This window comes from Streptomyces sp. NPDC051582 (assembly GCF_040681715.1).
Classification (GTDB): Bacteria; Actinomycetota; Actinomycetes; order Streptomycetales; family Streptomycetaceae; genus Streptomyces.
This window is the reverse complement of the sequence record NZ_JBFAZJ010000044.1, coordinates 20,325-46,667: the sequence shown is the minus strand read 5'-3', so window position 1 is coordinate 46,667 and position 26,343 is coordinate 20,325. Positions and strand designations below refer to the sequence as shown.

Genomic DNA, 26,343 nt, shown 5'->3' with positions numbered 1-26,343 from the left:
GAGGTTCCAGACACCTAGTAGATACCTTTCAGAGGCATGGGAAACGAAGCTCAGCACTCATGTGCCAGAGATCTGTAGAGGACTAGAGATAACGATCGCGGCCTGTGCATTCGCGGCCGTTCTGTACAAGGTGGTGACGAGTGACGTGGTCTCGACGGCACTTCAGTCGACCATCGGGAAGGCGCTCGATGTGCCGTTCTGAGGAAAAGAGCCGGGGACCGGGCGACCGGGGATATGTGACGGCGGAGGCGGCCCTGGTGATTCCCGCACTGGTGCTCTTCGCGGCGCTGCTGGTGTGGGCGCTGATGGCGGCGGCCGGGCAGATCCGGTGCGTGGACGCGGCTCGGGCCGGAGCCCGGGCGGCGGCCCGCTCCGAGCCGGCGGGCGTGGCGGAGGCGGCGGCGCGGGCGGCCGCCCCGCCGGGGGCTCACGTGGGCCTGGAGCGGGACGGGGACCTGTGGCGGGTCCGGGTCTCGGCGCCGGCGCCGGGCCCGGGCGGGCTGCCGGTGCGGCTCGGCGCTGAGGCGGTGGCCTTGGCCGAGGACGGCGTGGGGCCGCCGCCGTGAGCCGGGACCGGGGTTCGGCGACGGTGTGGGCGGCGCTGGTGGCGACGGTGCTCGGGGCGGTGTTCGGCGGGGTGCTGCTGCTCGGCCAGGCGGTCGTGGCCCGGCACCGGGCGGCGGCCGCCGCCGACCTGGCCGCCCTCGCGGCGGCCGCGACCTGGACCCACGGCCCGGAGGCCGCCTGCGCCGCGGCGCGCCGGGTCGCGGGGGCCCAGGGCGCGGCGGTGACCGCCTGCACCGTCCGGGGCGAGGTCGCCGAGGTGGCGGCCCGCCCCGCGACGGGCCCCTTCACCCCGACGATCGGCGCCCGAGCGGGCCCGTCCGTGCCCGATCCCGGGTGGTCCGGGACGCGTACGGGCCGGGCGGGCACCCGTACGGGCCGGGCGGGCGCCGGCCGCGTGGACCCGGCCGTGTCCGGCACCGGCCGGCCCGGGGTTCTCGTACGGGCGTCAGGCGGGCGGGGCCTCGGCCAGGAGGCGGGTGAGGAGGCGGATCGCGCCGCGCTTGTGGAGGGGGTCGTTGCCGTTGCCGCACTTGGGGGACTGGATGCAGGACGGGCAGCCGCCCTCGCATTCGCAGGCGGCGATGGCGTCGCGGGTCGCCGTCAGCCAGGCGCGGGCCGTGTGGAAGGCCCGCTCCGAGAATCCGGCGCCGCCGGGGTGGCCGTCGTAGACGAACACGGTGGGGAGGAGCGTGTCGGGATGCAGCGGGACGGAGACCCCGCCGATGTCCCAGCGGTCGCAGGTGGCGAACAGCGGGAGCAGGCCGATGGAGGCGTGCTCGGCCGCGTGCAGGGCGCCGCCGAGGATCTCCGGGTTGATCCGGGCCTCGTCGAGCTGGTCCTCGGTCACGGTCCACCACACGGCCCGGGTGCGCAGGGTGCGGGGCGGCAGGTCCAGCTTGGCCTCGCCGAGCACCTCGCCGGTGATCAGTTTGCGGCGCAGGTACGAGACGACCTGGTTGGTCACCTCGACCGAACCGAAGCAGAGCCGCGCCGGGCCCCAGGGGATCTCGGTCTCGGTCTCCAGGACGGAGATGGAGGTGGTGTCGCGCGCGGTGGTCGAGAACGGCGGGCTGGACTCCTCGACCAGCGCGACCGAGTCCTCCAGGTCCAGGTGCTTCACCAGATACGTGCGGCCCTGGTGGAGGTGGACGGCCCCGTCGTGGACGGCGGTGTGGGCCGCCGATTCGTCGACCGTGCCCAGCAGGCGTCCCGTGGCCGCCTCGACGATCTGCACCGGGCGCCCGCCCTCCCCGCGGATGTCGGTCAGGTCCGAGGCCCGTTCCCGGCGGGTCCAGTGCCAGCCCGACGCCCGGCGGCGCAGCAGTTTGGCCGTCTCCAGCTGCGGGATCAGCTCCGCGGCCGCCGGGCCGAACAGGGCGAGGTCCACCTCCGTCAGCGGGAGCTCGGCGGCGGCCGCGCACAGGTGCGGGGCCAGGACGTAGGGGTTGTCCGGATCCAGCACCGTGGCCTCGACCGGCCGGCGGAACAGGGCCTCCGGATGGTGGACGAGATACGTGTCCAGCGGGTCGTCCCGGGCGATGAGCACGGCCAGGGCGCCCTGGCCCGAGCGCCCGGCGCGGCCCGCCTGCTGCCACAGGGAGGCCCGGGTGCCCGGGTACCCGGTGATCAGGACGGCGTCCAGGCCCGAGACGTCCACGCCCAGCTCCAGGGCGGTGGTGGCGGCCAGGCCGAGCAGCTCGCCGGAGTGCAGGGCCCGCTCCAGCGCCCGGCGCTCCTCGGGCAGGTAGCCGCCCCGGTAGGCCGCGACGCGCCGGGGCAGTGACCGGTCCACCTCGGCCAGCCGCTCCTGGGCGATCACCGAGATCAGCTCCGCGCCACGCCGGGAGCGGACGAAGGCGACCGTACGGACCCCCTGGACGACCAGGTCGGTCAGCAGGTCGGCGGTCTCGGCGGTGGCGGTGCGGCGCACCGGGGCGCCCTTCTCGCCCCGCAGCTCGGTCAGCGGCGGCTCCCACAGGGCGAAGACGACCTCGCCGCGCGGGGAGGCGTCGTCGGCGACCTCCAGGACCGGCATGCCCGTCAGCCGGGACGCGGCGGCCGCCGGGTCGCTCGCGGTGGCCGAGGCCAGCAGGAAGACCGGATCGGCGCCGTAGCGGGCGCACAGCCGCCGCAGGCGGCGCAGCACTTGGGCCACGTGGGAGCCGAATACGCCCCGGTAGGTGTGGCACTCGTCGATGACCACATAGCGCAGCGCGCGCAGGAAGGAGGACCAGCGGGGGTGGGCGGGCAGGATCCCCCGGTGCAGCATGTCGGGGTTGGTGAGCACGTAGTTCGCGTACTGGCGCACCCATTCGCGTTCCTCGACCGGCGTGTCGCCGTCGTAGACGGCGGGCCGGACCGCGTTGCCGAGGGGAGCTGCCAGCTCCCGTACGGCGCGCCGCTGGTCGGCGGCCAGGGCCTTGGTCGGAGCCAGGTAGAGCGCGGTCGCACCCCGCCCGTTCGCGGCCTCGGCGCCGTCCGCGAGCGCGGAGAGGACGGGAGCGAGGTAGGCCAGCGACTTGCCGGAGGCGGTGCCGGTGGCGACGACCACCGACTCGCCGTCCAGGGCGTGCTCGGCGGCCGCCGCCTGGTGCTCCCACGGATGTTCGATGCCCGCTGCCTGGATCGCGGCCACGACATCCGTTCGGATGCGGTCGGGCCAGACTGCATGACGACCCTCCCGAGGGGGCAAGTGCTCCGTATGGGTGATGCGCGCAGCTCTAGAAGGCCCCCGTGAGAGCCGGTCCAGGACCGTGCCGGGAGTGGGTCGAGGGTCCTCGGGTGCCGTGGGCCGACCGGGACGGTGAGTATTGGCCATTGGAACCGAGTGTGTCACCGGCGTGCGGGACAATGGTCGGAAGGCGTCGTGCGCGCCTGCCGGTAAGTGATTGAATGCCATCGCGGCAGCCAATCCCTCCCCTGCCTACGGGTGGGGAGGCCCCTGGGGGGCGCCGCTCGATAGCAAGGTGCTGGAGGATCCGTGGACCTGTCCCTGTCGACTCGCACTGTCGGCGACCGTACGGTCGTGGAGGTCGGTGGCGAGATTGATGTGTATACCGCGCCCAAGCTGCGCGAGCAGTTGGTCGAGTTGGTGAATGACGGCAGCTACCACCTGGTTGTCGACATGGAGCGAGTGGACTTCCTCGACTCCACCGGGCTTGGTGTGCTGGTGGGAGGTCTCAAGCGCGTCCGTGCGCACGAGGGCTCGCTGCGTCTGGTGTGCAACCAGGAGCGCATCCTGAAGATTTTCCGCATCACCGGCCTGACGAAGGTGTTCCCGATCCACACGACCGTGGAAGACGCCGTCGCAGCCACCGACTGACGGTCTCCCCCTCCCGGCGCCGTAAGGCGCCGCGGGGGGAGCCGAAGAGGAGCGGGGGCGCGGGCCGACAGCGGTCCGGGTCCCTGTAAGGCACGCCCGTAGTCCGAGGGGGACGCGCATGGCCACCGTTGAACTGCGCTTCAGCGCCCAGCCCGAACACGTCCGGACGGCCCGCCTCGTCGCGGCCGCCGTGGCGCGCCGGGCCGGCGTGGACGAAGCCGTGCTCGACGAGGTCCGCCTCGCCGTGGGCGAGGCCTGCTCGCGCGCCGTCGGTCTGCACCTCAGCAACGGGCTGACCGCGCCCGTCCGGGTGGTCCTGACCGAGGAGGAGAAGCTGTTCTCCATCGAGGTCGGCGACGAGGTGCCCGGACCGGCCGGCGGCCCGGAGGGCGCCGTGTCCGGCATCGACGCCACCCTGGACCCGGACACCGAGACCGAGGACGAGATGGGCCTCGCGGTGATCAGCGGGCTCGTCGACGACGTCGAGGTGACGAGCGGCGAGGGGGGCGGGACCATCCGGATGAGCTGGCCCGTGTCCGGCGCGTCGGATCACCCGTAGCCCCGCCGTCCCGCAGTCCGGCCGGTCTCGCAGTCCGGCCGGTCTCGCCGTTCCCGCCGGTCTCGCCCGGCCGGGCACTCCCATCGGCTGCGCACATCCCGCCGGTCCCGCGAATCCCATGCTCCGGAGATTCTTCCGATCTTCATCAAGGCCCTGCTGAGCAGGGCCTTTTTTCATATCTCACGGTATTTCCTAGATCGATGATCAGGCGTCAATGCCTTTGTCCCATTACCTCTTTCGGGGGTAATGGAGTGACGCGATCTATTGCTGAGGAGCAAGAGCAGGCCAATTCCGTTTCCTGCGCACTGTTTTGATCGCGGAGACCTCCCTACAATCCGTCCACATCTTGAGCTCATCACGTCAAGGAGGACGAATGACGGGGCTCTTCACCCCCAACGCGCCGGTCGGAAACTCCGATCTGGCAGCAGCCGTACTCACCGATGACAATCGGCTCATCGTCATGGTGATCGCGGCCGTGGCACTTGCCGCACTCGTCGTCGCGCAGATCCTGGTCCGCCAGGTACTCGCCGCCGACGAGGGAACCGACAGCATGAAGAAAATCGCCGCCGCCGTCCAGGAAGGCGCCAACGCCTACCTCGGCCGGCAGCTGCGCACCCTCGGGATCTTCGCCGTCGTCGTGTTCTTCCTGCTCTTCCTGCTCCCCGCCGACGACTGGAGCCAGCGGGCGGGGCGTTCCGCCTTCTTCCTCGTGGGCGCCCTCTTCTCGGCGGCCACCGGCTACATCGGCATGCGCCTCGCGGTCCGCGCCAACGTGCGCGTCGCCGCCGCCGCGCGCGAGGCCACCCCCGCCGAGGGCGAGCCCGCCAAGGACCTCACCGACGTCTCGCACAAGGCCATGCGGATCGCATTCCGCACCGGCGGCGTCGTCGGGATGTTCACCGTCGGCCTGGGCCTGCTCGGCGCCTCCTGCGTCGTCCTGGTCTACGCCGCCGACGCCCCCAAGGTCCTGGAGGGCTTCGGCCTCGGCGCCGCCCTGATCGCGATGTTCATGCGCGTCGGCGGCGGCATCTTCACCAAGGCCGCCGACGTCGGCGCCGACCTGGTCGGCAAGGTCGAGCAGGGCATTCCGGAGGACGACCCGCGCAATGCCGCGACCATCGCCGACAACGTGGGCGACAACGTCGGCGACTGCGCCGGCATGGCGGCCGACCTCTTCGAGTCGTACGCCGTCACCCTCGTGGCCGCGCTGATCCTCGGCAAGGCGGCCTTCGGCGACCTCGGCCTGGCCTTCCCGCTGATCGTCCCCGCGATCGGCGTGGTCACCGCCATGATCGGCATCTTCGCGGTCTCCCCGCGCCGCTCCGACCGCAGCGGAATGACCGCCATCAACCGCGGCTTCTTCATCTCCGCCGTGATCTCGATGGTCCTGGTCGCGATCGCCGTCTTCGTCTACCTCCCCTCCAGCTACAAGGACCTGGTCGGCGTCGAGAACGCCACGATCACCAACCACGAGGGCGACCCGCGCATCCTGGCCCTCGTCGCCGTGGCGATCGGCATCGTGCTCGCGGCCCTGATCCAGCAGCTGACCGGCTACTTCACCGAGACCAGCCGCCGTCCCGTCCGGGACATCGGCAAGTCCTCCCTGACCGGCGCGGCCACCGTCATCCTCGCCGGCATCTCCATCGGCCTGGAGTCCGCCGTCTACACGGCGCTGCTCATCGGCCTCGGCGTGTACGGGGCGTTCCTGCTCGGCGGTACGTCGATCATGCTCGCGCTCTTCGCGGTGGCCCTGGCCGGCACCGGCCTGCTCACCACCGTCGGCGTCATCGTCGCCATGGACACCTTCGGGCCCGTCTCCGACAACGCCCAGGGCATCGCCGAGATGTCCGGCGACGTCGAGGGCGCCGGTGCACAGGTCCTGACCGACCTGGACGCCGTCGGCAACACCACCAAGGCCATCACCAAGGGCATCGCGATCGCCACCGCCGTGCTGGCCGCTGCCGCGCTGTTCGGCTCGTACAGCGACGCCATCGCGGGCGCGATCAAGGAGGTCGGAGCCAAGGCCGGGGAGATGAACCTCAGCCTGGACATCGCCCAGCCCAACAACCTGGTCGGCCTGATCCTGGGCGCGGCGGTCGTGTTCCTGTTCTCCGGCCTCGCCATCAACGCCGTCTCCCGCTCCGCGGGCGCCGTCGTCTACGAGGTGCGCCGCCAGTTCCGCGAGCACCCCGGGATCATGGACTACTCCGAGAAGCCCGAGTACGGGCGCGTCGTGGACATCTGCACCAAGGACGCGCTGCGCGAGCTCGCCACGCCCGGCCTGCTCGCCGTCCTCACCCCGATCGCGGTCGGGTTCTCGCTCGGCGTCGGTGCGCTCGGCTCGTTCCTCGCGGGCGCCATCGGCACCGGCACCCTGATGGCCGTCTTCCTCGCCAACTCCGGTGGCGCGTGGGACAACGCGAAGAAGCTCGTCGAGGACGGCCACCACGGCGGCAAGGGCAGCGAGGCCCACGCCGCGACCGTCATCGGCGACACGGTCGGCGACCCGTTCAAGGACACCGCGGGTCCCGCGATCAACCCGCTGCTCAAGGTCATGAACCTGGTGGCGCTGCTGATCGCCCCGGCGGTCGTGCAGTTCAGCTACGGCCCCGACACGAGCGCGACCGTGCGCGCGATCGTCGCGGTCCTGGCCATCGCCGTCATCATCGGCGCGGTGTACGTCTCCAAGCGCCGCGGCATCGCGGTCGGGGACGACGCCGAGGGTGACGGCGCGCCCGCCGAGCGGACGGCCCAGCAGGCCGATCCCGCGGTGGTTTCCTGACCCGAGCGGTGACCCTCGGAGGGGTCCGCGGGCCCGGTCGGCCCAAGGACTCGAAGATACGACCGAACGGCGGACAGGCGGCGCGGACTGACGCGCCGTCTGTCCGCCTTTCTGCGTGCTCGGATGGCGGGCGTGTATCTTCCGGGCCGAGAGCCTTCGAAGGGACCAATCCGGTGAACAAGAAGTTTGCGGCCGCGGTGTCCGGCGGTGCGGTACTGATGCTCGTGCTGTCCGGTTGCGGCGGCGACGACGGGGACGAGAAGGCCAACGCCTGGGCCAAGAAGGTCTGCGACAAGTGGCAGCCCGAGCTGAAGAAGATCGAGACCGCCAACGCGGACATCAAGCGGGTGGCGACCGAGAGCAGCAAGCCCGAAGAGGTGCAGACGACCGACTCGGCGGCGTTCGGGACCATGTCCGCGTCGTACCAGGCGATGGGAACCGCCCTGCAGGGGGCCGGAGTTCCGCCGGTCAAGGACGGTCAGACGACGCAGGCCACGGCGATCAAGGGCTTCGAGGAGTCCTCCAAGGGCTACGCCGACCTGAAGACGAAGATGGAGGGTCTGGACCCGAAGGACCAGACGAAGTTCGCCGACGGCCTCAAGGAGGTGGCGGGCGGACTCGACGCGGCCACCCAGGGCGGCAAGAACGCGCTCAGCACGCTCAAGGCGGGCGGTCTGGACAAGGCGATGAACGGCCAGAAGGGCTGCCAGGTCGCGGCTCCCGCGGCGTCGCCGAAGTGAGGTGGCCCGCGGCCGCCGGCGCACGCATCGTCGGCATCAGCGGCGTCAGCGGCCGCGCGGCATACGCATCGGGGGCGGCAGCCGACACAATGGACCGGTGAGTACCACCAGCCTTCCCTCGCCCGACCGCGCCGCCGAACTCCGCACGGCCCTGCTCGCCGCCGGCTTCACCGCCGACGGCCTGCTCGACCTGCTCGGCGCCCCCGCCTACGCCGCGCTGGCCCGCAGTGAGACGGTCCCCGCCCTGCGCGCCACGCGCGGCGGCGGCGACGGCCCGCTCGCGAGCCTGGTCCGGCTGTTCCTGCTCCAGCAGCCGGAGCCGTACGTGAACGCCGCCCGGGCGCTGCCCGTCGAGACCGCGCTGGCGGACGGCTGGCTGCGCCGCGAGGGCGATGAGGTGCACGCCACCGTCGACGTGCGCCCGTACGGCGGCCCGGACGGCGAGGACTGGTTCATCGTCTCCGACCTCGGCTGCGCCGTCGGCGGGGCCGGCGGGATCGGCAGCCGCGAGGAGGGCGTCGTCCTCGGAGTCGGCGGGGCCTCCACCACCCTGGCCGGGATCACCGTCCGCACCCCGGTCGGCAGCGCCCTCGACCTCGGTACCGGATCCGGCATCCAGGCCCTGCACGCCGCCCAGCACGCCACCCGGGTCACCGCGACCGACGTCAACCCCCGGGCCCTGGACTTCACCCGGCTGACCCTGGCGCTGTCCGGCGCCCAGGAGGCCGAGCTGCTCCAGGGGTCGCTGTTCGAGCCGGTCGGCGGGGCCACGTACGACCTGATCGTGTCGAACCCGCCGTTCGTGATCTCCCCCGGCGCCCGGCTGACGTACCGCGACGGCGGGATGGGCGGCGACGACCTGTGCCGGACCCTCGTCCAGGAGGCGGGCGAGCACCTCAACCCGGGCGGGTACGCGCAGTTCCTCGGCAACTGGCAGCACGTGGAGGGCGAGGACTGGCACGACCGGGTCCGCGCCTGGGTGCCGCGCGGCTGTGACGCGTGGATCGTGCAGCGTGACGTGCAGGACGTCACGCAGTACGCGGAGCTGTGGCTGCGCGACGCGGGCGACCACCGCACCGACCCGGCCGAGTACGCGCGGCGGTACGAGGACTGGCTGGACGAGTTCGAGGCGCGCAAGACCAAGGCCGTCGGCTTCGGCTGGATCACCCTGCGGCGCAGCGGCGCGGCCGAGCCGTCGATCGTGGTCGAGGAGTGGCCGCACTCGGTGGAGCAGCCGCTCGGCGACGCCGTCGTGGCCCACTTCGTCCGCCAGGACTACCTGCGCGACCACGACGACGCGGCCCTGCTGGAGGCGCGCTTCGTGCTGGCGGCGGAGGTCGTACAGGAGCAGGTCGGCGCGCCCGGCGCGGAGGATCCGGAGCACGTGGTCCTGCGGCAGAACCGCGGGATGCGGCGGGCGACCAAGGTCGACACGGTCGGGGCGGGCTTCGCGGGAGTGTGCGACGGCTCACTCACGGCGGGCCGGATCCTGGACGCGATCGCGCACCTGGTGCAGGAGGATCCCGTGGTGCTGCGGGACCGGACTCCGGAGGCGATCAGGGTCCTGGTCGAGCAGGGGTTCCTGGAGCCGGCCGAGGGCTGACGGGGCCGTGGCGAGCGTGGCCGAAACCATCGGGTAACCCGGGGTTCGCGGGCCGCCGCAGGGCGCGCGGCGGGCTCCCGCCCAGGGGTGCGCACGCGCCGCGGCCGGCGGGATCCGGGGGGATCCGTACGGGGCCCGCCGAGCGGTCCGGGAGCAGGTGGGAGTAAGGGGGGAACGGCATGGAGAGCGGTCCGGAGATCCTCTCGGCGGCCGGGTTCCCGCTGTCCGCAGCGGATCTGCCGGGCTGCACGGGGGCGTTCGCGGCGCGCCGGGCGCCGGTGGCCGAGGGTGTGCGCCTGATCGGAGCCTGATCACCGGCCCGGTCCCGGCCCGGTCGCGGCCCGGGGACCGACTCGGTCCCGACTCCTCCCGACCCGGTCACCGGCGCGCCGACCCGCCCGGATCCGCGTCGTGAACGGGACGCCGGACGGGGTGCGGGGGCGGGGCCAGACGGCCCCCTGGCCACCCGGCCCGGTGATCGCTACGGGTCCGGCGCGGTATCCGGGCGGCAGAAATGGCACTTGTCGGGTTACCGTTCGAGTGGCCGTTGCGGGCTTCCGCCGTTTGACACGGGGGCGGGTTGTACCGTCACACTCCGCAGCGTCGCCGTACCGCGACCGAGTGCCGACCGGAGAGAAGAGCCAAGTTGTCCCCGACTAGCGAGACCGCAAAGGGCGGCCGCCGACTCGTCATCGTCGAGTCCCCTGCCAAGGCGAAGACGATCAAGGGCTACCTCGGCCCGGGATACGTCGTCGAGGCGAGCGTCGGGCACATCCGCGACCTCCCCAGCGGCGCGGCCGAGGTTCCCGACAAGTACACCGGCGAGGTCCGCCGTCTCGGCGTGGACGTCGAACACGACTTCGCGCCGATCTACGTCGTCAATGCCGATAAGAAGGCCCAGGTCAGGAAGCTCAAGGAGCTGCTGGCCGAGTCCGACGAACTCTTCCTCGCCACCGATGAGGACCGCGAGGGCGAAGCCATCGCGTGGCACCTGCAGGAAGTGCTCAAGCCCAAGGTCCCCGTCCACCGGATGGTCTTCCACGAGATCACCAAGGACGCGATCCGCGACGCCGTCGCCAACCCGCGCGAGCTGAACCAGCGCATGGTCGACGCCCAGGAGACCCGCCGCATCCTCGACCGCCTCTACGGCTACGAGGTCTCGCCGGTCCTGTGGAAGAAGGTCATGCCGAAGCTGTCGGCGGGCCGCGTCCAGTCGGTGGCCACCCGCCTCGTCGTCGAGCGGGAGCGCGAGCGCATCGCCTTCCGCTCCGCCGAGTACTGGGACCTGACCGGAACCTTCTCCACCGGCCGCGCCGGTGACGCCTCCGACCCCTCGACCCTGGTCGCCCGCCTGAACACGGTGGACGGCAAGCGCGTCGCGCAGGGCCGCGACTTCGGCTCGAACGGGCAGCTCAAGAGCGAGGTGCTGCACCTCGACGAGGCGAACGCACGGGCGCTGGCCGCTGCGCTGGCGGACACCTCGTTCGCCGTCCGCTCGGTCGAGTCGAAGCCGTACCGCCGCTCCCCGTACGCCCCGTTCCGTACGACGACGCTCCAGCAGGAGGCCTCGCGCAAGCTGGGCTTCGGCGCGAAGGCGACGATGCAGGTGGCGCAGAAGCTGTACGAGAACGGCTTCATCACCTACATGCGTACGGACTCCACCACGCTCTCCGACACCGCGGTGTCGGCGGCGCGGGCGCAGGTCACGCAGCTCTACGGGGCCGACTACCTGCCGGAGAAGCCGCGCGTCTACGCGGGCAAGGTCAAGAACGCGCAGGAGGCGCACGAGGCGATTCGCCCTTCGGGTGATCGTTTCCGCACCCCGGCCGAGACGGGTCTGACCGGCGACCAGTTCCGCCTGTACGAGCTCATCTGGAAGCGGACCGTCGCCTCCCAGATGAAGGACGCGGTCGGCAACTCGGTCACCGTCAAGATCGGCGGCCGCGCGTCGGACGGCCGGGACGCCGAGTTCTCCGCCTCCGGCAAGACGATCACCTTCCACGGCTTCATGAAGGCGTACGTCGAGGGCGCGGACGACCCGAACGCCGAGCTCGACGACCGCGAGAAGCGGCTGCCGCAGGTCGCGGAGGGCGACGCGCTGTCGGCCGTGGAGATCACGTCGGACGGCCACTCGACCAAGCCGCCGGCCCGCTACACCGAGGCCTCGCTGGTCAAGGAGCTGGAGGAGCGGGAGATCGGCCGCCCGTCGACGTACGCGTCGATCATCGGCACGATCCTGGACCGCGGGTACGTCTTCAAGAAGGGCACGGCGCTCGTGCCGTCCTTCCTGTCCTTCGCCGTGGTCAACCTGCTGGAGACGCACTTCGGGCGGCTCGTCGACTACGACTTCACGGCCAAGATGGAGGACGACCTCGACCGCATCGCGCGGGGCGAGGCCCAGTCCGTGCCGTGGCTGAAGCGTTTCTACTTCGGCTCCGAGGACGCGTCGGAGGTCGTACCGGCCGACGGCGACCACCTCGGCGGCCTGAAGGAGCTGGTCACGGACCTCGGTGCGATCGACGCCCGGGAGATCTCCTCCTTCCCGGTCGGCGAGGGCATCGTGCTGCGCGTCGGCCGCTACGGGCCGTACGTGGAGCGCGGCGAGAAGGACGCGGAAGGCCACCAGCGGGCCGACGTGCCGGACGACCTGGCGCCGGACGAGCTGACGACCGAGTACGCGGAGGAGCTCTTCGCGAAGCCGAGCGGCGAGTTCGAGCTGGGCAAGGACCCGGTGAGCGGGAACGAAATCGTCGCGAAGGACGGTCGTTACGGGCCGTACGTGACGGAGATCCTCCCCGAGGGCACCCCGAAGACGGGCAAGAACGCGGTGAAGCCGCGGACGGCCTCGCTGTTCAAGTCGATGAGCCTCGACACGGTCACGCTGGACGAGGCGCTGAAGCTGATGTCGCTGCCGCGCGTGGTCGGCGCGGACGCGGAGGGCGTGGAGATCACGGCCCAGAACGGCCGCTACGGCCCGTACCTGAAGAAGGGCACGGACTCGCGGTCGCTGGAGACCGAGGACCAGCTGTTCTCGATCACCCTGGACGAGGCCCTCGCGATCTACGCCCAGCCGAAGCAGCGCGGGCGCGCCGCGGCGAAGCCGCCGCTGAAGGAGCTGGGCACGGACCCGGTCAGCGAGAAGCCGGTGGTCGTCAAGGACGGCCGCTTCGGGCCGTACGTGACGGACGGCGAGACGAACGCGACGCTGCGGCGGGACGACGACGTCGAGACGATCACGCCGGAGCGCGGCTACGAGCTGCTGGCGGAGAAGCGCGCGAAGGGCCCGGCCAAGAAGACGGCGAAGAAGGCACCGGCCAAGAAGGCGCCCGCGAAGAAGGCCACGGCGACGAAGGCCGCGGCGAAGAAGACGACGACGGCCAAGAAGACCGCCGCGAAGAAGACGACGGCGACGGCGAAGAAGACGGTCGCCAAGAAGGCGGCCGCGTCGGCTCCCTCGTCGGACGACTGACACCACCACCCCCCGGGCCCGTGCGGATCGCACGGGCCCGGGGTTTTTGCGCGGCGGTGGGGCAGGGGGGCGTGGCGGTGGGGCCCGAGGCCTGCGCATCGAGGTGGGGCCCGAGGCCTGCGCGACGGGTGGGGCCCGAGGCCTGCGCGACGCGGTGGGGCCGGGGTCACACCCGATGGTTGTCCACAGGGCTCCGCAGCTGCCGAGCACAGCGGATAGGCTGGGCGGATGACGCGAGCCGAGCAGCCAACGGTCGTGACCGCCCCCGCGAACCCCACCTACGACGAAGCCCTCGCCGCGGATTCCCGCGAGCGCGCGGTGCGCGCCTTGCTGCGCACCCCCAGACTGCGTCGGTTGTGGAGCGCCCAGCTGGTGAGCGGCATCGGAGACGCCCTCGCCCTGCTGGTGCTGGTGCTGCTGGCCTTCCAGAGCGCCGTCTCCGAAGAGACCTTCGGCAGCGGCTACCAGGGCTGGGCCCTCACCATCGCCGCCGTCTTCGGGGTCCGGATCCTCGCGACCCTGATCTTCGGCGCCGTCCTGCTCGGTCCGCTGGCCAAGCTCCTCGCCCCGAAGGAGGGCGGCGGCAAGCTGGACCGCCGCTGGACGATGATCGGCGCCGACGGGATCCGGCTCGGCCTGTTCGTCGTCGCCCCGCTCTGGCTCGACTGGATCCCGGCCCACGCGCTGACCGCGCTGCTGGCCACCGTCTTCGTCTCCGGCGTCGCCGAGCGGCTGTGGACCCTGGCCAAGGACAGCGCGGCGCCCGCCCTGCTGCCCTCGCCGCCGCCGGAGGGCGCGACCGTACGCCCGCTGCCGGACCACCTCGACGCCCTGCGCCGGCTGAACCTGCGCACGTCCTTCGCCGCGCTGCCCGTCGCCGCCGCCGTCCTGCTCGTCGCGACCCTGGTCGGCAAGGCCCTCGGGCTGGGCGTCGACTGGTTCGCGGAGAACCAGGCCGCCCTGGGTTCGTACGTGGCCGCCGGCCTCTTCGCGGCGTCCATCTCGCTGCTGCTCCCGCTGGTGCTGCCCGCGGCGAAGACCCCGCGCCCGCGGTCCCCGCTGGAGGGCCTGCGCGCCCCCAAGGCGGGGGACCGGCCGGAGAAGGGGCGTACGGGGGCCATTCCGCTGCTCGTCCTCGCCTGCGCCGCCGTCGCCGGAGCCGTGGCCGGTGCCGCGGCCGTGGCGGTGCTGCACGCCTTCGACCTGGGCGGCGGTCCCGCCACGTTCTCGCTGCTCGTCCTGGCGCTGCTCGGCGGCACCGCGATCGGCATCCGCGCCGCGCAGGCCGGCAAGGTGCTGCCCGCGCTGTCCCGGCGCCGGCTGCTGGCCCTGGCCATCGCGGTGGCCGGGCTCGCGCTGCTGCTGACCGGGCTGGTGCCGGACACCGCGACCGTGCTGTTCCTGTCGCTGCTCGCCGGCACCGCCGCGGGCGTGGCCGCCAACACCGGGCACACCCTGCTCGACCAGGAGACCGAGGAGTTCCGCCGGGCCCGGGTCACCGAGCACCTGCAGGCCGTCGTACGCGTGGCCGTGGGCATCGGCGCGGTCCTCGCGCCGGTCCTGGCCGCGGCCATCGGCCCGCACCGGCTGGCCGCCGGGGACGTCGTCTTCGCGCACGGCGGGGCCGCCTTCACCCTGATGCTGGTCGGCGCCCTGCTGCTGCCCGTCGCCGTCGTGGTGCTCGCCAAGGCCGACGACCGCAGCGGCGTACCGCTGCGCCGCGATCTGCGCGAGGCGCTGCGCGGCGGGGAGCCGGTGCAGGCGGCGTCCGACGCCGGGTTCTTCATCGCCCTGGAGGGCGGCGACGGCGCCGGAAAGTCCACGCAGGTCGAGGCACTGGCGGACTGGATACGCGGCAAGGGCCACGAGGTCGTCGTGACCCGCGAGCCGGGGGCCACCCCGGTCGGCAAGCGGCTGCGTTCCATCCTGCTCGACGTCTCCTCGGCCGGACTGTCGAACCGCGCCGAGGCGCTGCTGTACGCCGCCGACCGCGCGGAGCACGTGGACACCGTCGTGCGACCCGCCCTGGAGCGCGGCGCGGTGGTCATCTCCGACCGCTACGTCGACTCCTCGGTCGCGTACCAGGGCGCCGGGCGCGACCTGTCCCCGACCGAGATCGCCAGGATCTCGCGCTGGGCCACCGACGGGCTCGTACCGAACCTGACCGTGCTGCTGGACGTATCGCCGGAGACGGCGCGCGAGCGGTTCACGGAGGCCCCGGACCGGCTGGAGTCGGAGCCGGCCGAGTTCCACCAGCGGGTGCGGGCCGGGTTCCTGACGCTGGCCGCGGCCGACCCCGGGCGCTACCTGGTGGTCGACGCGGGCCAGGACCCGCAGTCCGTGACCACCATCGTGCGCCACCGCCTGGACCGGATGCTCCCGCTCTCGGAGGCCGAGGTGGCGGCTCAGGCCGAGGCCCGGCGCAAGGCCGAGGAGGACGCCCGGCGCAGGGCCGAGGAAGAGGCGGCGCGCAAGGCGGAGGAAGAGCGGCTGCGCGCGGAGGAGGAAGCCCGGCTGAAGGCCGAGGCGGAAGCCGCCCGGATCAGGGCCGAGGCCGAGGCCGCCCGCAGGGCGGAAGAGGAGCGGCTGCGCGCCGAGGAGGAGGCCCGTGCCCGGGCCGAGGCCGAGCGGCTGCGCGCGGAGGCCGAGGAGAAGGCCCGCGCGGTGGAGCAGGAGCGCCTGCGCAAGCAGGCCGAGGAGGAGGCCCGGCTGCGCGCCGAGGCCGAGGAGCGGCGGCTGGAGAAGCAGCGGCGGGCCGAGGAAGCCCTGTTGAGGGCCGAGGAGGCGCGCCGGCTGGCGGAGGCCTCGGCGGCAGCGGCGGCGGCTCAGGCCGCTGCGGCGGCTTCGGCTGCGGCGGCTGCTTCGGCACCGGCTGCGACCCCTGTGCCCACTGCGGAACCGGCAGCTCCGGCTCCTGCGGCTCCCGCCCCCAAGGTGCCCATGACCAAGGAGCCGTTGGCGGACGACGTGACGGTGGAGACCCCGATGGTCAAGCGGGTCGTCCAGCCGGACGACGTGACGCAGACGGTCCCGGTACCGAAGATCGACCCGGCGGCGCAGACCTCGGTCCTGCCCGCCGTTGCGCCGGCCCGTCCGGCGGACGAGACGGCGGTCCTGCCGCCCGTACCGGCTTCCGGCCCGACCGACGAGACGGCGGTCCTGCCGCCCGTACGGCCGTCCCGTACGAGCCCTCCGGCCGGTCAGGGTCCGTCCGGCCCGGCCCGGTCCGCCACGCGGCCGACCGCCCGGCGTCCGGAGGAGAGCCCGGCCGACCGGGTGCCGCCGGGCATCTTCCGGGACGCCGGCGAGGACGCGACCCGTGAGCTCCCGGTCTTCGGCGCCGACGGCCGCCCGGCCGAGCAGCGCCAGGAGGACGGGCCTGGTCGGTCGGAACGGCCGGGTCGGCAGCGGCCCGCCTGGGCCGAGGAGACCCCGCTGGACGACCTGCCGACCCTCGCGGACGAGCTGCTCGGATCGCGCCGGGACGACGAGGGCGAAGAAGGCGGTCCGCGCCGCCGCCGCTGACGGGGATTGTCAGTGGCGCACGCCACACTGGGGGCGGGCAGGGGCAGGACGAGCGGTACGGACGGCCGAGGCGATGACGGCCGGTGAAAGGCGGTGGGCGGGATGCCCGTATGGGACGACCTGGTGGGGCAGGAGCGGGTGCAGGCGCAGCTGGCCGCCGCCGCCCGTGACGCCGACGCCCTGGTCACCGCCGTCGGGGCCGGGACCGCGCAGCCCGCCGCGTCCAAGATGACCCACGCCTGGCTGTTCACCGGCCCGCCCGGCTCCGGCCGGGCCACCGCCGCCCGGGCCTTCGCGGCAGCCCTCCAGTGCACCAGCCCCGACCGGGCCCTCGGGGGCGAACCGGGCTGCGGTTTCTGCGACGGCTGCCACACCACCCTGATCGGCACGCACGCCGATGTGGAGATCGTCCGCACGGACCTGCTGTCCATCGGCGTGAAGGAGACGCGCGACCTGGTCCGCCGGGCGCAGCTCTCCCCGGCAGTGGGCCGCTGGCAGGTCATCGTCCTGGAAGACGCCGACCGGCTGACCGAGGGCGCGGGCAACGTGCTCCTCAAGGCCGTGGAGGAGCCCGCGCCGCGGACCGTGTGGCTGCTGTGCGCTCCCTCCCTGGAGGATGTGCTGCCCACCATCCGCTCCCGCTGCCGCCATCTGACGCTGCGCACCCCGCCGGTCGCCGCCGTCGCCGATGTGCTGGTCCGGCGCGACGGCATCGAGCCCGCCGTCGCCGCGGCCGCCGCGCGCGCGACGCAGGGGCACATCGGCCGGGCCCGCCGGCTCGCCACCGACGAATCCGCCCGCACCCGCCGGGCCGCCGTGCTGAAGCTCCCGCTCCGCGTCGACGACGTGGGCGGCTGCCTCAAGGCCGCCCAGGAGCTGGTCGACGCCGCCGCCGAGGACGCCAAGCAGGTCGCGGAGGAGGTCGACACGAAGGAGACCGAGGACCTGCGGGCCGCGCTCGGCGCCGGAGCCGGGACGGGCGGGCGGATGCCGCGTGGTACCGCGGGCGTGATGAAGGAGCTCGAAGACCGGCAGAAGCGCCGCCGCACCCGTACCCAGCGCGACACCCTCGACCTCGCGCTGACCGATCTCACCGGCTTCTACCGGGACGTGCTGGCCCTCCAGCTCGGCACTTCGCTGGCGATCGCGAACGAGGAGATACGGGGCGACCTGGAACGGATCGCCCGCGCGTCCGGACCGGAGCGCACGCTGCGCCGGATCGAGGCGATCATCGCCTGCCGCGATGCCCTGGACCGCAACGTGGCCCCGCTCCTCGCCGTCGAGGCGATGACGATGTCCCTGCGCGCGGGCTGAGCACCCCGGTGACCCGCGCGCGTTGACCGCCTCACCCGTATGAGCGATCCGGGAAGGCCGGGCCGGGCGGTGCGGGCTCCGGGCGGGCCTGCGGCGGGCCCCCGGGCGGCGGTCGGCCGGTCGGCGTGCGCTCGCCCGGCCGGGGCGCCCCGCAGGCCGTAGGCTCCGAGGATGGACACCAGTCGCCTGCTGCGTACCACCGGAATCGCGATCGCAGCCGCCGGGCTGCTGCTCTCCGGGTGCACCTCGGCCGGATCGGGGGGCCCGCGAGCGGCCGCCTCCGCCGCCGGGGGCATCGCGCGGTTGGCGGCTCCGGACGCGGTCCCGGCCGCGCTGCGCACGTACTACGAACAGAAGCTGAGCTGGCGCGACTGCGGTGTCCCGGGGTTCCAGTGCGCCACGATGAAGGCTCCGCTGGACTACGCGCACCCCGAATCCGGGCAGGACGTGGACATCGCGGTGGCCCGCCGCCAGGCCACCGGCCCCGGCAAGCGGCTGGGCTCGCTCCTGGTCAACCCGGGCGGCCCGGGCGGTTCCGGCATCGGGTACCTCCAGGCGTACGCGGGCGTCGGCTACCCGGCTCCCGTCCGCGCCCAGTACGACATGGTCTCCTTCGACCCGCGCGGGGTGGACCGCAGCAGCCCGGTGCAGTGCCTGACCGGACCGGAGATGGACAAGTTCACGCAGGTGGACCAGACGCCGGACAACGCGGCGGAGCGGGCCGAGCTGGTGACCGCGTTCAAGGAGTTCGCCGCCGGCTGCAAGACGCGCTCGCAGCGGATCCTGCCGCACGTCTCCACCGTCGAGGCGGCCCGTGACATGGACATGCTGCGCGCGGTGCTGGGCGACGAGAAGCTGACGTACGTCGGCGCCTCGTACGGGACCCTGCTCGGGGCGACGTACGCGAACCTCTTCCCCGGCCGGGTCGGCCGACTCGTCCTGGACGGCGCGATGGACCCCTCCCGTCCGGCGCTCGAAATGAACCGGGACCAGACCGGCGGCTTCGAGACGGCGCTGCGCTCCTTCGCCAAGGACTGCGCGAAGCAGTCCGACTGCCCGCTCGGCAAGGGCGGTCCGGAGGCGGTGGCGGAGCGGCTCCAGGAGTTCTTCCGCAAGGTCGACGCCCAGCCGGTGCCCAGCGGCGATCCGGCCCGCCCGCTGGGCGAGTCCCTCGCCACGACCGGCGTGATCGCGGCGCTGTACGACGAGAGCGCGTGGCCGCAGCTGCGCGAGGCGCTGGCGTCGGCGATGAGCGGCGACGGATCCGGCCTGCTCGGTCTCGCCGACAGCTACTACGAGCGCGAGCCGGACGGGAAGTACGCGAACCTGATGTTCGCGAACGCCGCCGTGAACTGCCTCGACCAGCCGCCCGCCTTCGTCGGCCCGGAGGCGGTCGACGCGGCCCTGCCCTCCTTCGAGAAGGCGTCCCCGGTCTTCGGCGCGGGCCTGGCCTGGGCCTCGTTGAACTGCGCGTACTGGCCGGTCAAGGCCACCGGCGCGGCCGGCGCCCTGACGGCGAAGGGCGCCCCGCCGATCATGGTGGTCGGCACGGTCCGCGACCCGGCGACCCCGTACAAGTGGGCCCAGGGCCTGGCCGAGCAGCTCGACTCGGGCGTCCTGCTCACGTACGACGGCGACGGCCACACGGCATACGGCCGCGGCAGCACCTGCATCGACACGACGATCAACACGTACCTCCTCCAGGGCACCCCGCCGAAGGACGGCAAGAAGTGCACATGAGCCCGATGTGGGGGGTATGTCCCACCCCCGCGCAATGCGGTTCTGGGCACCCCGATTGAGCCTGTAGACTTGGCGCCGCTGCTGATGAGAGCTCCTCTCCAAGGGAACCCTTGTCTATCCAGCGGTGCCGCCTTAGCTCAGCTGGCCAGAGCAACGCACTCGTAATGCGTAGGTCTCGGGTTCGAATCCCGAAGGCGGCTCTGTAGAACCCCCAGGACTCACTCGCCGTGACCTGGGGGTTTTGCTATTTCCGGGGTCGTTCGGCGCAAGGGGTGGCCGGGGCGGCCGGATACCGATGCGTGAGCGGAGGGGCCGTCAGTCCTTCTCGGCGGACTTGCGGTCCGACTGCGGAGTCGGGCGGTCTGCCGGCCCACCCGTTCGTGGATGAGGGCGACCTGCGAATTCACCCTTGTAAGGTCGGAAGGTGGCCACTCTTCCCCTTCCCGACGACCTGCGGCATCTTGCGGACCTCCCGACCGAGGCGGTCGAGCACGGCGAGGTCTTCACGCGGCGGTGGGTGGTCGATCTCCTTCTCGATCTCCTCGGCTACACGGCCGACAAAGACCTTTGTGGCCTGAAGATCGTTGAGCCCGCCTGCGGCGGTGGCGCCTTCCTCGGCGCGATCGCTTCGCGGATCAGCGCCTCGTGCCGTGCGCACGAGCGCCCGATCACGGACGCGGTCGATGCCGTGCGCGCCTTCGATCTCCTGGACCGCAACGTGCGTGACAGCCGTGCGCTGGTCGAGAACGAGCTGCTCGACGCGGGAGAGCTCCCGGAGGAGGTCCGGAAGGTGGCGGAAGCCTGGATCGGACAGGGCGACTACCTGCTGCAGCCGGACACGGAGCATCGTGGCGACTACGTCGTCGGCAATCCTCCGTACATCCGTCTCGAAGACGTACCCGACGACCGCATGGCCGCCTACCGCAGCGTCTGTCCCACCATGGGCGGGCGCGCCGACATCTACGTCGGCTTCTACGAAGTCGCGCTGCGGAGCCTCAACCCCGACGGACGCCTGGGCTTCATCTGCGCCGACCGTTGGATGCGAAACCAGTACGGCCGTAAGCTCCGGCAGCTGGTGACCGAGCGGTTCAGCATGGACCTGGCCCTCGTGATGCATGACGTCGACGCGTTCGACGATCAAGTGTCGGCCTATCCCGCGATCACCATCATCTCGAACCGTGCCCAGGGCGGAGCTGTCGCCGCGGACACCACGCGGTCCTTCGGAGCCGAGCAAGCGCGGGCGTTCGCCGTCTGGTATTCGGATGGCGGGTCGACGTCGATCGACGGGGACTCGTTCCAAGCCGCCCGCATGCCCCATTGGTTCCCGGAAGAGGACTCGTGGCCCGCGGCCTCCCCCGCGAGGCTGGCGGTCCTCGAAGATCTCACCGAGCGCTTCCGGCTCCTGGAGGACGCCGAAACCGGTACGAAGGTGGGCATCGGCATCGCCACGGGTGCCGACAAGGTCTTCCTCACCAAGGACGCGGATCTGGTCGAGGAGGACCGGCTGCTGCCCATGGCCATGGTCCGCGACACCACCAGCGGCACGCTCAGCTGGAACGGCATGCGCTTGGTCAACCCCTGGACGGCCAGTGGCGATCTGGTCGACCTCGACGCGTACCCCCGCCTCTCCGCGTACTTCGAGGAACACGGCGAAGCCCTGCGCAAGCGGTACGTCGCGGTCAAGCAGCCCGAGCGCTGGTACAAGACCATCGACAAGGTCGATCACCGCCTGACGCGCAGGCAGAAGCTGCTGTTTCCGGACATGAAGCTGAGGATCCATCCGGTCCTCGATGAAGGCGGCCTGTACCCTCACCACAACCTGTACTTCATCGTCTCGGACGTCTGGGACATGCGCGTACTCGGTGGCCTGTTGTTGTCCAAGGTCGCGGAGGCATTCGTGGAGGCGTACGCGGTGAAGATGCGTGGGGGGACCCTTCGCTTCCAGGCGCAGTACCTCCGCAAGATTCGTGTGCCCGACCCGGAAGCGATCTGCGAGAGCGATCGGGTCGCTCTGGCAGAAGCCTTCGACCAGCGCGACGTGCGGGCGGCCACCGAGGCTGCGCTGCGCGTCTACGGGCTCGCTGAGCTGCCTGACTAGGAGGAACGGATCTTGACGGTCACCCGCCAAGACTTCGAGGACGCCGTCGCCGCGTACTGGGGCGCCAAGCAGACACAGATCGATCAGTCTGCGATCAGGGCCGCTGTCGGAGCCGGTACGGCGGGCTCCGTGCGGGGCGGCAAGCACTTCGATCCCATCGCCGCTCTCCTGGCGAAGTTCTTCCTCGACGCCGGCTACCCGCCCGAGAGCATCCGGATCACGAAGCCGCAGGGCCTGGAGCTGCCGGGTTACTACAGGCCGCAGAAGCAGTGGGACGTCGTCGTGGCCTACGAGAACACCCTCGTGGCGGCCTTCGAGTTGAAGGCGCTCGGCGGACCGTCGTTCGGCAACAACTACAACAACCGTGTGGAAGAAGCGCTTGGCAGCGCCGTCGATCTGCGCAGAGCGGCACTCGCCAGTCTCTATCCGGGTGAGAAGCCCTGGCTCGGCTACTTCTTCATCATGCAGGACGAGGAAGGTTCGCGTCGTCCTGTGCGGACTGCCAAGGGCGCCCTGCCGGTTGAAGAGATCTGGCATGGCACCTCTTATCAGGACCGCTTCGGCATCTTCTGCGAGCGCCTCATGGCCGAGCAGCTCTACGACTCGGTGTGCTACGTGACGTCGTCGGCAGCTGACCCCAAGCCGACCGAGCCCGTCTCCAGCCTCGACTGGCGACATTTCTCGGCAGCCATAAACGCGCGTCTGACCTACCTGGAGGAGCTCGGCCTTCCCAAGCCGGAGGGACCGTAAGACGCGCTGTTCAGCGGTCCGACGAGCTGAGGGCCCCGCAGTGCGCAGGTCCCGTCTGCGCGGGGGTGCTACTCCGCGACACCGGCGCGGCCGCCGGGGCGAGAGTGGTGCCCGTTGGTGTCCCCTGCCGGTCGGAGTGCCGGGGGCCGCTTCTGGGTTCTGTCCCGAGAGGTGGTCCGCTACGAAGAGTGATCGACGCATGTGGGTGCTGACCGCCCGTAACCGCCCTTCTCGGTGGATTCCCGTCGGGTCGCTGGGCGGTGGGGGTGGGGCTACTTTGGGAAGGCTGGACCTCGGGCTGCGCGTGGTAGGAGGGCGGCATGACTACACGGTTGCGTAGAGCGGCGGTGGGGGTGGCCGCGGTGGGGCTGGTCCTGGTGCCGCTCGGGCTCGGACATGCGGTGGACATGCCGGTGGGGACCGTTTCCTCGGCCTCGGCCCCCGTTGCCGCCGATCAGGAGTTTCCGCAGCTCACGCCCGCCGTGGCGCGGCAGTTGGACGATGCCGTCCGGAAGGTGATGAGCGAGGCGAAGGTGCCCGGGGTGATGGTGTCGCTCTCGGCGCCCGGCAAGGGCTCGTACGTCCGGGCCTTCGGCGTCGCCGACAAGGCGACCGGTGCGCCGATCCGTACGGACATGAACATGCGCATCGGCAGCGTCACGAAGACCTTCACCGTGACCGCCCTGCTCCAGCTCGTCGACCAGGGCAAGGCCCGGCTGGACGACCCCATCGGCAAGTACGTGGCCGGCGTGCCCAACGGGGACCGGATCACGCTGCGCCAGCTCGCCGATATGCGGAGCGGCCTGTTCAACTACTCCGAGGACGAAGGTTTCTTCAAGGCCCTCACGAGCGATCCCCGACGGCCCTTCACCCCGCAGGAGTTGCTCGCGTACTCCTTCAAGCACCCGGTGCTGTTCCAGCCCGGCGCCAAGTTCTACTACTGCAACACCAACCTGATCCTGCTCGGGCTGGTGGTCGAGAAGCAGAGCGGACAGCGGCTCAACGACTACATCAACCAGAAGGTCGTCCGCCCGGCCGGGCTGCACCACACGCTCTTCCCCGTCGGCGCGGAGTTCCCGAAGCCGCACTCCCAGGGCTACACGGACCAGACCGCCTCCGGGAAGACCGAGGACTCGGCCGACTGGAACCCCTCCTGGGGCTGGGCCGCCGGAGCGATGATCTCCGACCTCGAAGACCTGAAGACCTGGACGAAGGTCATGGCCACGGGCACGCTGCTGAAGCCCGCCACCCAGGCCGAGCGCCTGAAGGTCGTCGAGGCGTTGCCCGGCACCGGCTACGGCCTGGGCATCTTCAACGTCCAGGGCTGGATCGGCCACAACGGGTCCCTGCCCGGCTACCAGGCGCTGGCCGTGTACCTGCCGGAGGCCAAGGCCACGCTGACGGTGATGCTGAACACGGACATCTCGTACGAGGGTTCCGAGCCCAGCACCCTCTTCGGTGAGGCGATCACCAAGGTCGTCACGCCGGACCACGTTTTCAGCCTGCCCGCCCAGTCCGTTACCGCACACTGAGGGAATGAGCGATCAAGGTGTGGTGCTGCGCGTCGCCGGTCACGGCGATCTCGACGTCGCGGGTGCGCTGTTCAGGGGCTACCTCGACTTCTACGAGGTGAAGGTCGAGGATCCGGACGCGCCGAGGGCGTACCTCGCGCAGCGGCTCCGGGGTGGTGAGTCGCTGGTGCTCCTGGCCGACGTGCCCGGGGCCGGAACGGTCGGGTTCGCGCAGGTCTACCGGACCTTCTCCTCCCTCGCGCTGCGGCCGATGTGGATCCTGAGCGACCTGTACGTCGACCCCTCCGGCCGCCGCACCGGCGCCGGGCGGGCGCTCCTGCGCGAGGTGCTGCGCCGGGCGCGCGAGGCCGGGGTGTCCGGGGTGCAGCTGGAGACGGCGTACGACAACCAGGTCGCGCAGGCGCTGTACGAGGCGGAGGGCTTCGAGCGGGACGCGTTCCACGTCTACTTCCACCCCCTCGGGTAGCCCCGACTCCTCTTCACCCCTTCCTCTTCATTTCGCTTCCGCGTAGCACTCCACGATCGCCGTCGTGAACGGGAAGCGGACCGGGGTCTCGCCGAAGGCGATGCGGCCGGCGCGGTCGCCGGCGGTGCGGATCGCCTCGGCGACCGCCTCGGCTTCCTCGGCCGGGCAGTGCACGATCACCTCGTCGTGCTGGAAGAACACCAGCTCGGCCCGCATCCCGGCGGCCGCGATGGCCTGGCGCAGGGCCGCGAGGAGCAGCAGGGCCCAGTCGGCGGCGCTGCCCTGGACGACGAAGTTACGGGTGAAGCGGCCGCGGGCCCGGGTGTTGGTGGAGGCGTAGCTCGGGGTCCAGCCGTCCTCCCGGTCCTGCGGGATGCCCGCTTCGCCGTCCTCGTCGGCGCCGACCGGCGGCGGGCAGGTCCGGCCCAGCCAGGTCCGTACGAGGCGGCCCTCCTCGCCCGCTCTGGCGGCGTCGTCCACGTACGCCACGGCCTGCGGGAAGCGGCGGCGCAGCGCGGCCAGGTTCTTCAGGCCGTCGCCGGAGGTCTGCCCGTACACGGCGCCGAGGACGGCCAGTTTGGCCATGTCCCGGTCACCGGAGAAGCCCTGACGGGAGATGGCCGTGTAGAGGTCCTCGGGGCGTCCGGCGACGTCCATGAAGGCGGGGTCGCGGGAGATCGCGGCCAGGACGCGGGGCTCCATCTGGTCGGCGTCGGCGACGACGAGCCGCCACCCGGGGTCGGCGATGACGGCTCTGCGGATCACCTTGGGGATCTGCAGGGCGCCGCCCCCGTTGGTGACCCAGCGGCCGGTGAGGGTGCCGCCGGGGACGAACTCGGCGCGGAAGCGGCCGTCGCGCACCCAGTCCTGGAGCCAGCTCCAGCCGTGGGCGGTGTAGATCCGGTACAGCTTCTTGTACGCGATGAGGGGCTCGACGGCGGGGTGGTCGAGCTCCTGGATCTCCCAGCGGCGGGTGGACTTGAGCCGGATCCCGGCCTCGGCGAAGGCCTTGATGACGTCGGCCGGCAGGTCGGGGCGTACGCGGCGGCCGAACGCGGCGGAGACCTCCTCCGCCAGCTCGGCGAGGCGGCGGGGTTCGCCTCCGCCGGCGTAGCGCTCGCCGAGGAGCTCGGTGAGCAGGGCGCGGTGGACGTCGGCGCGCCAGGGGAGGCCGGCGCGCTGCATTTCGGCGGCGATGAGGAAGGCGGCCGACTCGGAGGTGGTGAGCAGGCGCATGCGGTCGGGGTGGGCAGTGGCGGCGGTGCGGTCCGCCTGGTCGCGGTGGATGGCGACGAGGGCGTCGAGGGGGAGCGGCGTGGAGGCGGGCCGGGGGTCGAAGAGGAAGAGGGAGTCCTGGGTGGTGGGGGTGGTGGTGCGGTGTGGCTGTGGGGGATCGGGGGGTACGGGGGCGCCGGTGAGGCGGGCCCAGGCGGCTGCCGCCGAGCGGGGTTCGCCGGAGCGGCCCTCGTGGGCGAGGAGGAGGAGCTCGGTGTCTTCGATGTCGTGGCAGCGCTCCACGCGGGCGCCCGCGGCGAGCAGGCGGGGGTAGACGGCGGCGGTGTTGCGCCAGATCCAGCGGGTGGGGGCGGGAGCGGAGCGGATCGCTTCCGCGGGGTCTTTGAAGGTGAGGGGGGTGGGGGTGGTGGGGGTGCCGGGGGCGGGTGCAGGAGTGCCGGGGGTGGTGGGGGTGAGCGGCATTGCGTGCCAGAGGCCGTCGGGGGCTTCGGCCAGGGCCCAGTGGGGGATGCGGTCGCTCATGGGTGCGAGTGTCCCACCGGGGGCTGACAGTGCCGGTTGGTCGGCGCGCGGGGGGTGGGACGGCGTGGCGGTGCCGCTGCGCGGGGCTTTCTCCCCGCCCCGCCCTCCTCCCGTTCAC

Annotated in this window: 18 protein-coding genes, 1 tRNA gene and 1 pseudogene; 18 read left to right on the top strand and 2 right to left on the bottom strand. The window is 72.2% G+C overall.

Translation table 11 applies throughout. The features are described 5' to 3' along the window. Window positions 1-61: 61 nt before the first annotated feature. The 3 genes and pseudogenes from AB0M92_RS35700 to AB0M92_RS35690 all read left to right on the top strand — a co-directional run. Entirely contained in the window at window positions 62-202 is a 141-nt protein-coding gene (locus AB0M92_RS35700) for a DUF4244 domain-containing protein (protein ID WP_366106516.1), read from the top strand. Continuing rightward, window positions 189-566: a TadE family type IV pilus minor pilin gene (locus tag AB0M92_RS35695; RefSeq protein ID WP_366106515.1), complete on the top strand. Its 378-nt coding sequence runs from the start codon at window positions 189-191 to the stop codon at window positions 564-566. The genes AB0M92_RS35700 and AB0M92_RS35695 overlap by 14 nt, the downstream gene beginning before the upstream one ends. Further along, window positions 563-823 (top strand): annotated as a pseudogene (locus AB0M92_RS35690) (Rv3654c family TadE-like protein); the annotation flags it as partial. The gene AB0M92_RS35695 and the pseudogene AB0M92_RS35690, both read left to right, overlap by 4 nt. Window positions 824-1,012: 189 nt before the next feature. Here the strand turns inward: AB0M92_RS35690 and AB0M92_RS35685 are convergent. Next, window positions 1,013-3,466, bottom strand: a complete 2,454-nt coding sequence (locus tag AB0M92_RS35685; RefSeq protein WP_366106514.1) for a DEAD/DEAH box helicase — start codon at window positions 3,464-3,466, stop codon at window positions 1,013-1,015. A gap of 81 nt (window positions 3,467-3,547) precedes the next feature. Here AB0M92_RS35685 and bldG point away from each other — a divergent pair, with 81 nt between their 5' ends. The 15 genes from bldG to AB0M92_RS35610 all read left to right on the top strand — a co-directional run bounded on the left by bldG (window position 3,548) and on the right by AB0M92_RS35610 (window position 24,467). Then, window positions 3,548-3,889 (top strand): anti-sigma factor antagonist BldG, encoded by a 342-nt coding sequence (bldG, locus tag AB0M92_RS35680; RefSeq protein ID WP_030152678.1) that lies wholly within the window; start codon window positions 3,548-3,550, stop codon window positions 3,887-3,889. A 118-nt stretch (window positions 3,890-4,007) separates the two neighbouring features. Then, entirely contained in the window at window positions 4,008-4,448 is a 441-nt protein-coding gene (locus AB0M92_RS35675) for an ATP-binding protein (protein WP_366106513.1), read from the top strand. A gap of 373 nt (window positions 4,449-4,821) precedes the next feature. Then, window positions 4,822-7,230 carry a sodium-translocating pyrophosphatase gene (locus AB0M92_RS35670; RefSeq protein WP_366106512.1) on the top strand — a complete coding sequence of 803 codons (2,409 nt, stop codon included), beginning with the start codon at window positions 4,822-4,824 and terminating at the stop codon, window positions 7,228-7,230. A gap of 173 nt (window positions 7,231-7,403) precedes the next feature. After that, window positions 7,404-7,970 (top strand): small secreted protein, encoded by a 567-nt coding sequence (locus AB0M92_RS35665; protein ID WP_366106511.1) that lies wholly within the window; start codon window positions 7,404-7,406, stop codon window positions 7,968-7,970. 97 nt (window positions 7,971-8,067) lie between these two features. Then, window positions 8,068-9,573: a class I SAM-dependent methyltransferase gene (locus AB0M92_RS35660; RefSeq protein ID WP_366106509.1), complete on the top strand. Its 1,506-nt coding sequence runs from the start codon at window positions 8,068-8,070 to the stop codon at window positions 9,571-9,573. Window positions 9,574-9,752: 179 nt separating this feature from the next. Further along, window positions 9,753-9,884, top strand: coding sequence for a hypothetical protein (locus tag AB0M92_RS35655; RefSeq protein WP_366106508.1), 132 nt, complete (start codon window positions 9,753-9,755; stop codon window positions 9,882-9,884). Window positions 9,885-10,219: 335 nt separating this feature from the next. After that, window positions 10,220-13,042: a type I DNA topoisomerase gene (gene topA, locus AB0M92_RS35650; RefSeq protein ID WP_366106507.1), complete on the top strand. Its 2,823-nt coding sequence runs from the start codon at window positions 10,220-10,222 to the stop codon at window positions 13,040-13,042. Between the two features lie 228 nt (window positions 13,043-13,270). Beyond that, on the top strand, window positions 13,271-16,567 hold the full coding sequence (gene tmk / locus AB0M92_RS35645; RefSeq protein WP_366106506.1) for a dTMP kinase: 3,297 nt from the start codon (window positions 13,271-13,273) through the stop codon (window positions 16,565-16,567). A 102-nt stretch (window positions 16,568-16,669) separates the two neighbouring features. Further along, window positions 16,670-17,881, top strand: a complete 1,212-nt coding sequence (locus tag AB0M92_RS35640) for a DNA polymerase III subunit delta' (RefSeq protein WP_366106505.1) — start codon at window positions 16,670-16,672, stop codon at window positions 17,879-17,881. Between the two features lie 171 nt (window positions 17,882-18,052). After that, window positions 18,053-19,621, top strand: coding sequence for an alpha/beta hydrolase (locus AB0M92_RS35635; RefSeq protein WP_366106504.1), 1,569 nt, complete (start codon window positions 18,053-18,055; stop codon window positions 19,619-19,621). 126 nt (window positions 19,622-19,747) lie between these two features. Then, a tRNA-Thr gene (locus tag AB0M92_RS35630) sits at window positions 19,748-19,821 on the top strand. Window positions 19,822-20,045: 224 nt separating this feature from the next. Continuing rightward, window positions 20,046-21,719 carry an Eco57I restriction-modification methylase domain-containing protein gene (locus AB0M92_RS35625; protein WP_366106503.1) on the top strand — a complete coding sequence of 558 codons (1,674 nt, stop codon included), beginning with the start codon at window positions 20,046-20,048 and terminating at the stop codon, window positions 21,717-21,719. A gap of 12 nt (window positions 21,720-21,731) precedes the next feature. After that, window positions 21,732-22,469: a PaeR7I family type II restriction endonuclease gene (locus tag AB0M92_RS35620; protein ID WP_366106502.1), complete on the top strand. Its 738-nt coding sequence runs from the start codon at window positions 21,732-21,734 to the stop codon at window positions 22,467-22,469. A gap of 320 nt (window positions 22,470-22,789) precedes the next feature. Then, entirely contained in the window at window positions 22,790-24,001 is a 1,212-nt protein-coding gene (locus tag AB0M92_RS35615) for a serine hydrolase domain-containing protein (RefSeq protein ID WP_366106501.1), read from the top strand. 4 nt (window positions 24,002-24,005) lie between these two features. Then, window positions 24,006-24,467: a GNAT family N-acetyltransferase gene (locus tag AB0M92_RS35610; protein ID WP_366106500.1), complete on the top strand. Its 462-nt coding sequence runs from the start codon at window positions 24,006-24,008 to the stop codon at window positions 24,465-24,467. 27 nt (window positions 24,468-24,494) lie between these two features. Here AB0M92_RS35610 and AB0M92_RS35605 read toward each other — a convergent pair whose 3' ends face one another. Then, window positions 24,495-26,225 carry a bifunctional 3'-5' exonuclease/DNA polymerase gene (locus AB0M92_RS35605; RefSeq protein ID WP_366106499.1) on the bottom strand — a complete coding sequence of 577 codons (1,731 nt, stop codon included), beginning with the start codon at window positions 26,223-26,225 and terminating at the stop codon, window positions 24,495-24,497. Window positions 26,226-26,343 lie beyond the last annotated feature (118 nt).

Bases quoted from the DNA above. Each gene is read 5' to 3' on its own strand.
- AB0M92_RS35695 (WP_366106515.1), top strand. From the start codon at position 189: ATGTGCCGTTCTGAGGAAAAGAGCCGGGGACCGGGCGACCGGGGATAT.
- AB0M92_RS35685 (WP_366106514.1), bottom strand. From the start codon at position 3,466: ATGGCATTCAATCACTTACCGGCAGGCGCGCACGACGCCTTCCGACCA.
- AB0M92_RS35675 (WP_366106513.1), top strand. From the start codon at position 4,008: ATGGCCACCGTTGAACTGCGCTTCAGCGCCCAGCCCGAACACGTCCGG.
- AB0M92_RS35670 (WP_366106512.1), top strand. From the start codon at position 4,822: ATGACGGGGCTCTTCACCCCCAACGCGCCGGTCGGAAACTCCGATCTG.
- AB0M92_RS35655 (WP_366106508.1), top strand. From the start codon at position 9,753: ATGGAGAGCGGTCCGGAGATCCTCTCGGCGGCCGGGTTCCCGCTGTCC.
- tmk (WP_366106506.1), top strand. From the start codon at position 13,271: ATGACGCGAGCCGAGCAGCCAACGGTCGTGACCGCCCCCGCGAACCCC.
- AB0M92_RS35640 (WP_366106505.1), top strand. From the start codon at position 16,670: ATGCCCGTATGGGACGACCTGGTGGGGCAGGAGCGGGTGCAGGCGCAG.
- AB0M92_RS35635 (WP_366106504.1), top strand. From the start codon at position 18,053: ATGGACACCAGTCGCCTGCTGCGTACCACCGGAATCGCGATCGCAGCC.
- AB0M92_RS35615 (WP_366106501.1), top strand. From the start codon at position 22,790: ATGACTACACGGTTGCGTAGAGCGGCGGTGGGGGTGGCCGCGGTGGGG.
- AB0M92_RS35610 (WP_366106500.1), top strand. From the start codon at position 24,006: ATGAGCGATCAAGGTGTGGTGCTGCGCGTCGCCGGTCACGGCGATCTC.
- AB0M92_RS35605 (WP_366106499.1), bottom strand. From the start codon at position 26,225: ATGAGCGACCGCATCCCCCACTGGGCCCTGGCCGAAGCCCCCGACGGC.